The sequence below is a fragment of the Roseateles sp. P5_B10 genome (assembly GCF_056400485.1).
The window spans coordinates 1-6,152 of the sequence record NZ_JBFULE010000284.1; the positions used below are offsets into that span (position 1 = coordinate 1).

General features: G+C 69.4%; 6 protein-coding genes. All 6 read left to right on the forward strand.

Translation table 11 applies throughout. The features are described 5' to 3' along the window. On the forward strand, positions 1 to 2,136 hold a 2,136-nt coding region (locus AC1DU6_RS16995; protein ID WP_477858477.1), incomplete at its 5' end, for a DUF4118 domain-containing protein. Positions 2,137 to 2,153: 17 nt separating this feature from the next. Then, positions 2,154 to 2,819: a response regulator gene (locus tag AC1DU6_RS17000; protein ID WP_056197196.1), complete on the forward strand. Its 666-nt coding sequence runs from the start codon at positions 2,154 to 2,156 to the stop codon at positions 2,817 to 2,819. Further along, on the forward strand, positions 2,816 to 3,034 hold the full coding sequence (locus AC1DU6_RS17005) for a DUF3820 family protein (RefSeq protein WP_457323031.1): 219 nt from the start codon (positions 2,816 to 2,818) through the stop codon (positions 3,032 to 3,034). Before AC1DU6_RS17000 ends, AC1DU6_RS17005 begins: the two co-directional genes overlap by 4 nt. Next, entirely contained in the window at positions 3,031 to 3,744 is a 714-nt protein-coding gene (locus tag AC1DU6_RS17010) for a phosphodiester glycosidase family protein (RefSeq protein ID WP_477858479.1), read from the forward strand. Before AC1DU6_RS17005 ends, AC1DU6_RS17010 begins: the two co-directional genes overlap by 4 nt. Positions 3,745 to 3,864: 120 nt before the next feature. Further along, positions 3,865 to 4,731, forward strand: a complete 867-nt coding sequence (locus AC1DU6_RS17015) for an ABC transporter ATP-binding protein (RefSeq protein WP_477858481.1) — start codon at positions 3,865 to 3,867, stop codon at positions 4,729 to 4,731. Continuing rightward, a partial coding sequence (locus AC1DU6_RS17020; RefSeq protein ID WP_477858483.1) for a hypothetical protein occupies positions 4,728 to 6,152 on the forward strand: 1,425 nt, incomplete at its 3' end. The genes AC1DU6_RS17015 and AC1DU6_RS17020, both read left to right, overlap by 4 nt.

A 6,152-nucleotide genomic window follows, 5' to 3' on the forward strand; every position in this document is an offset into this window, starting at 1 on the left:
GCCGACGAGGTGGTCGTCGTCGACCTGCCGCCCGACGAGCTGCTGCAGCGGCTCAAGGAAGGCAAGGTCTATTTGCCGAACCAGGCCGAGCGCGCCGCCAAAAATTTCTTCCGCAAGGGCAATTTGCTGGCCCTGCGCGAGCTGGCCCTGCGCCGCACGGCCGACCGCGTGGACGACCAGATGCAGGCCTACCGGCGCGAGCACAGCGCCGGGACGGTGTGGCCCAACCGCGAGTCGCTGCTGGCCTGCATCGGCCCGGCGGTGGCGAGCGAAAAGGTCGTGCGCAGCGCCGCCCGGCTGGCGCAGCAGCTCGGGCTGGACTGGCATGCCGTGCACGTGCAGACGGCCCAGGGCCTGAGCGACGCCGCCCGCCAGCGCGTGCAGCGCACGCTGGAGCTGGCGCAGTCGCTCGGTGCCCGCACCGCCGAACTGTCGGCGCCCGAGGTCGCCGCGGCCCTGGTGGGCTATGCGCGCGAGCACAACCTGGCCCGCCTCGTGGTGGGCCGGCGCGAGCAGGCCTGGCGCTGGCCTGGCCGGCCGTCCCTGGCCGAGGCGTTGAGCCGCCTGGCCGACGAGATGGACGTGTTGCAGGTGGCGCTGCCCACCGGTGCGCGCGAGCAGCCCGCGGCGGCGACGCGTGGTGCCCTGATTCCTCTGCAGGCCTGGCGCGGCCATGCGGCGGCGCTGGCGGGCGTCGCGCTGACGACGGCCCTGGCCCACGTGTTGCTGGGTTTCATGGCGCCGACCAATATCGCCATGCTCTATCTGCTCAACGTTGTTGGCGTTGCGCTGCGCTTTGGCCGCGGGCCGGCGGCGCTGGCGGCGCTGCTCGGCGTGGCTGCCTTCGACTTCGCCTTCGTCGAGCCGAGAGGGTCGTTTGCCGTCGGCGATGCGCAATATCTCGTCACCTTCGCCGTGCTGCTGCTCGTCGGCCTCGTCATCGGCCAGCTCGCGGCCGGGCTGCAGGCCCAGGCCCGCGCGGCCCAGGAGCGTGAGCGGCGCGTGCGCGGCCTGTACACGATGTCGCGCGACCTCGGTGCCGCGCTGGTGGTGGAACAGGTTGCCGAGATCGCGACGCGCTTCCTGCGCGCCGAGTTCGGCGCCGCCTCGGCCGTGCTGGCGCCGCCGCCAGGGGCCACGCCCGGCCGCGAGATGCTGGTTGCGCTGCCGGGCGCAGGCGTGCAGCCGGACCTGGGTGTCGCCCAATGGGCCTTCGACCATGGCCAGCCGGCAGGGCAGGGCACCGACACGCTGCCGGCCAGCCCCTGCCTGATGCTGCCGCTGACCGCGCCGATGCGGCTGCGTGGCGTGCTGGCCGTCCAAGGGCAGGGCCGCCGCTGGTCGCCCGAGGAGCGCGAGCTGCTGGACACCTGTGCAGCGCTGCTGGCCATTTCGCTGGAGCGCATCCACTACATCGAGGTGGCCCAGCAGAGCACGTTGCAGATCGAGTCCGAGCGGCTGCGAAATTCGCTGCTGACGGCCGTGTCCCACGACCTGCGCACGCCGCTGGCCGCGCTGGTGGGGCTGGCGGATGCGCTCAAGCTCACGCCGCTGAACACGCCTCAGGCCGAGGTGGCCGATGCGATGCGTCGCTCGGCGCTGCGCATGACTGCGCTGGTCGGCAACCTGCTCGACATGGCGCGGCTTCAATCCGGCACGGTGCAGCTGAACCGGCATTGGCTGCCGCTGCAAGAGGTCGTCGGCAGCGCACTGGCCAGCCTGGAAGAAGCCTTGATCGACCGCGATGTTGTCGTGGATCTGCCGGCGGACCTGCCCCTGGTCGAGCTGGACGCCGTGCTGATCGAGCGCGTGCTCGTCAACCTGCTGGAGAACGCGGCCAAGTACGCGGCCGGCGCCATCCGCATCCGGGCGCGCACGGCGGGGCGGCATGTCGAGATCGACGTCAGCGACGCCGGCCCTGGGTTTCCCGCGGGCCTCGAGGACAAGCTCTTCGACAAGTTCGAGCGCGGCGACCGCGAGAGCGCCACGCCCGGTGTCGGCCTGGGCCTGGCCATCTGCAAGGCCATCGTGGAGGCGCATGACGGCCGTATCAGCGCCCACAATGTCGCGACCGGCGGTGCCTGTGTGCGAGTGGAACTGCCGCTCGGCCAGCCGCCGGCGGAGAAACCAGAGTGAGCGCTGCACGCGTGTTGATGATCGAGGACGAACCGGAGATCCGGCGCTTCGTGCGCATGGCGCTGGAGAGCGAAGGCCTGGAGGTCTTCGAGGCGGCGACTTTGCAACGCGGGTTGATCGACTCGGCCACGCGCCGTCCCGAGCTGGTTGTGCTGGACCTGGGCCTGCCCGATGGCGATGGCCTGGACTTCATCCGCGAGTTCCGCGGCTGGTCGCAGGCGCCCGTCCTGGTGCTGTCGGCCCGTGAGGGCGAGGACCGCAAGGTACAGGCCCTGGACGCCGGCGCCGACGACTACCTCGTCAAGCCCTTTGGCGTGGCCGAACTGCTGGCCCGCGTGCGCGTGCAACTGCGCAGGCACGGCGGCGGCGGCAACGACGCCGACCCGGTGCTGCGCTTTGGTGACGTCGCCATGGACCGCGCGTTACGCACGGTCACCAAAGCCGGCGAAGAGCTGCACCTGACGCCCATCGAATACCGGCTGCTGCAGGAGCTTGCCAACGCTCCGGGGCGCGTGTTGACCCACCAGCACCTGCTCAAGGCGGTCTGGGGCCCGGGCCATGCCGAGGACGTGCATTACGTGCGCGTGCACATGGCCAATCTGCGCAAGAAGCTCGAGGCCGATCCCAACCGGCCGCAGTGGCTGGTGACTGAGGCGGGCGTGGGCTACCGGCTCAAGACATGAATCCGGAAGACCTGCTGAAGCTCGTCACGACCAAGATGCCCTTCGGCAAACACAAGGGCACGCTGATCGCGGACTTGTCCGGCAACTACCTGGGCTGGTTTGCGCGCGAGGGATTTCCGAAGGGCGAGATCGGACGGCTGCTGGCCTTGATGTACGAGATGGATCACAACGACCTGCGGGGCCTGCTCAAGCCGCTGCGGGGGCGTGGCCGATGAAGCGGCTGCTGCTGGCGTTGGTGCTGGGGTCTGCGCTGGTGGTGGCCAGCCTGGCTGCCCGCGCTGAAGGCGATGGCCGCTTCACCGTCGTGCGCGTGGACCTTGCCACGCAGAAGCTGCTTCTGTTCTGGCAGGATGACCGGGGCCGGGCGCTGCGCCGGCTGGACAAGTTGTCGGCCTGGTTGAGAGGACAGGGCAAGACGCTGGCTTTCGGCATGAACGCCGGCATGTACCACGCGGACGCGAGCCCCGTCGGGCTGCTGGTCATCGACGGGCGCGAGCTCGCGCCGCTCAATCTATTGAGTGGAGAAGGCAACTTCTTTCTGAAGCCCAACGGTGTTTTCCTGCTGACGGCTCACGGAGCTCAGGTCGTCGACGCGGTGGACTACCCGGCGCTGCGCGAGGGTGTCCTGTTCGCCACGCAGTCGGGGCCGCTGCTGCTCAAGGACGGCCAGATCCATCCGGCCTTGGGCGCCAATTCGGCGTCGCGCTACATCCGCAACGGCGTCTGTGTGCTGGGCTCGCAGGCCCTGTTCGTCATCACCGAGCGGCCTGTCACGCTGCACGAGTTCGCCAGCTTCTTCCGCGACGAATTGCACTGCAAGGAGGCGCTGTATCTTGACGGCGCGGTGTCCAGCCTCTACGCGCCCAGGCTCGGGCGCAACGACCATTGGAGCGAGCTCGGGCCGCTGTTTGGCGTCGTCGATTGACGCCGGCCCAGGCCGCGCTTTCGCCGGCCTGAACCGCGCGGTGAGCGGTCTGTCGCAAGCGCGTTGGAGGCTGGCCTCTGGATCCCTAGGCTGCGCTCATTCACAAGATGAGGAGCGGCCATGCTGCAGATCCAAAACGTCTCCAAGACCTTCGGAAAACTCAATGCCGTCGACGGCGTGTCGCTGGAATTGAAGCCCGGCGTCGTCGGCCTGATCGGCCACAACGGCGCGGGCAAGAGCACGCTGATGCAGATGCTGGCCACGCTCACGCGGCCCACCAGCGGGCGCATCCTGCTGGACGGTGAGGACATCGTCGTCAAGCCCGAACTGATGCGCCGGCGCCTGGGCTATCTGCCGCAGGACTTCGGCGTCTACCCGCATCTGACGGCACTCGAATTCCTGCAGTACTTCGCGGCGCTGAAGGGCGTGCGCGACCGGCAGCGGCTGCATGACCTGCTGGAGCTGGTGAACCTGCACGAGCAGGCCCATCGACCAGCCATCGGCTTCTCGGGCGGCATGCGCCAGCGCCTGGGCATCGCGCAGGCCCTGCTGAACGACCCCGACGTGCTCATCGTCGACGAACCCACGGCTGGCCTCGACCCCGAGGAGCGCCTGCGCTTTCGCCATCTGCTGGGCGACCTCGGGCGCAAGCGCCTGGTCATCGTGTCGACGCACATCGTGTCGGACGTCGAGAACATGGCCTCGCACCTGGCCGTCATGCGTCAGGGCCGCCTTGTCGCCTTCGAAACCCCTGAAGCCGTGATCGCTCGCGCCGTGGGCAAGGTCTGGACGGCCCAGCTCGCGCCAGCCGATTACGAAGCGCTGAAGGGCCATGTGCAGGTGCTGCAGGCCCAGCCTCAGGGCAGCCGCATTCAAGTGCGCATGGCGCATCCGTCGCGCCCCTTTGCCGAGGCCGAGCCGGCGAACGCCAGCCTGGAAGAGGCGCTGATGGCTCAACGCTATGCCGATGCGCGGGAGGCCGCATGAACACCAGTCTCTACAAGACCCTGGTGCTGAACGAATGGCGCTTGCGCAGCCGCCGGCTCAGCAGCCTCGTCATCCTGCTGGCCGTGGTGGCCGTGAGCTGGTTGATGGTGCTGGACCCGAAAAGTGGCATGGCCATGATGGTCGTGAACAAGCAGCGCATCGCCTACGAGAGCCAGGCGCTGGCCTTCGCCACCAACCTGATCGCGTCGCTGCTGTTCGGTCTGGCCGGCTTCTACCTGGCGCGTGGCCGCACGCAGGAAGACATGCGCTGCGGCACGGCTGCCGTGCTGGCCGCCACACCCGTCAGCAACGCGCAGCTGCTGGGCGCGCGCTGGCTGGGCGCCTTCGGCTTCCTGCTTTCGCTGGGCACCGTCGTGATGCTGACGGTCTGGGTGTTGCAACTGGTGCGCGGCGAAGGCCCGCTGCAGCCCTTGCCCTATCTGCAGATGCTGGTGTTCGGGCTGGCGCCCGGCCTGATGCTGTGCGCCAGCCTGGCCGTGCTGGCCGACGCCTGGGCGCCGCTGATGGGCAAGCGTGGCGACGCGCTCTACTGGGTCTTCTGGATGGTGCAGTTCGCCTTCATCCCGGCCACGCTGGGGCAGGGCGCCGTGCGGCTGACCGGCTGGCAGGTGTTCGACATCAATGGCATGTCGCCGTTGCTGGTGGGCGTGAGCCAGTTGATGGACGTGACCCACATCAGCGTCGGTGGCAGCCCCTTCGACGCGACGCTGCCCAGCCTGCACATGCCCGCTGGCCTGTGGAGCGCTGAGTTGATCGCTTTGCGCCTGGGCTCGATGGCGCTGGCCCTGCTGCCGCTGCTGCCCGCCGTGATGTTCTTCCATCGCTATGCACCAGACCGCGTGAAGCTGCGCAACCCCGCCGGTCGCTGGCGCAGCGTGCAGTTGCTGCAATGGCTGCTGCGCCCGCTGCTGCGGCCTTTCACCGCCGCCCTGGGCCTGTTGCTGCGCGCCAGCGCCCGCCTGCCAGGCCTGCCCGGCCGCTGGCTGGCGGACGTGAGCCTGGTGTTGCTCAGCCAGCCGCTGCTGGCCCTGGCGATGGGGGCAGGCGCCGTGGCCTGCGCGGTGGCGCCGATGGACCTCGTTCCCGCGCTGCTGGCCGCAACGTTGTGCGCCTGGGGCATGGCGGTGGCGGACGTGAGTTCGCGTGATCTGCAGAGCGGCACATGGGCTCTGGCCAGCGCAGTACCCGGCGGCGCGTGGGAGCGCGGCTGGCGCCAGGTGCTGGCGGCCTTGGGGCTGGGGCTGCTGCTGGCCTTGCCGGCCTTGCTGCGGATCTCAACGGTGCAAGCCTTGGCCTGCGTGGCCGGCCTGCTCTTCTTGAGCGCAGCCGCCACGCTGCTGGGCCGGCTGACCCAGGGCTCGCGCACCTTCCTCGCGTTGTTCCTGTTCGCGCTCTACCTC

Coding starts and splice junctions, on each gene's coding strand:
- AC1DU6_RS17010 (WP_477858479.1), top strand. CDS start 3,031: ATGAAGCGGCTGCTGCTGGCGTTGGTGCTGGGGTCTGCGCTGGTGGTG.
- AC1DU6_RS17000 (WP_056197196.1), top strand. CDS start 2,154: ATGATCGAGGACGAACCGGAGATCCGGCGCTTCGTGCGCATGGCGCTG.
- AC1DU6_RS17005 (WP_457323031.1), top strand. CDS start 2,816: ATGAATCCGGAAGACCTGCTGAAGCTCGTCACGACCAAGATGCCCTTC.
- AC1DU6_RS17015 (WP_477858481.1), top strand. CDS start 3,865: ATGCTGCAGATCCAAAACGTCTCCAAGACCTTCGGAAAACTCAATGCC.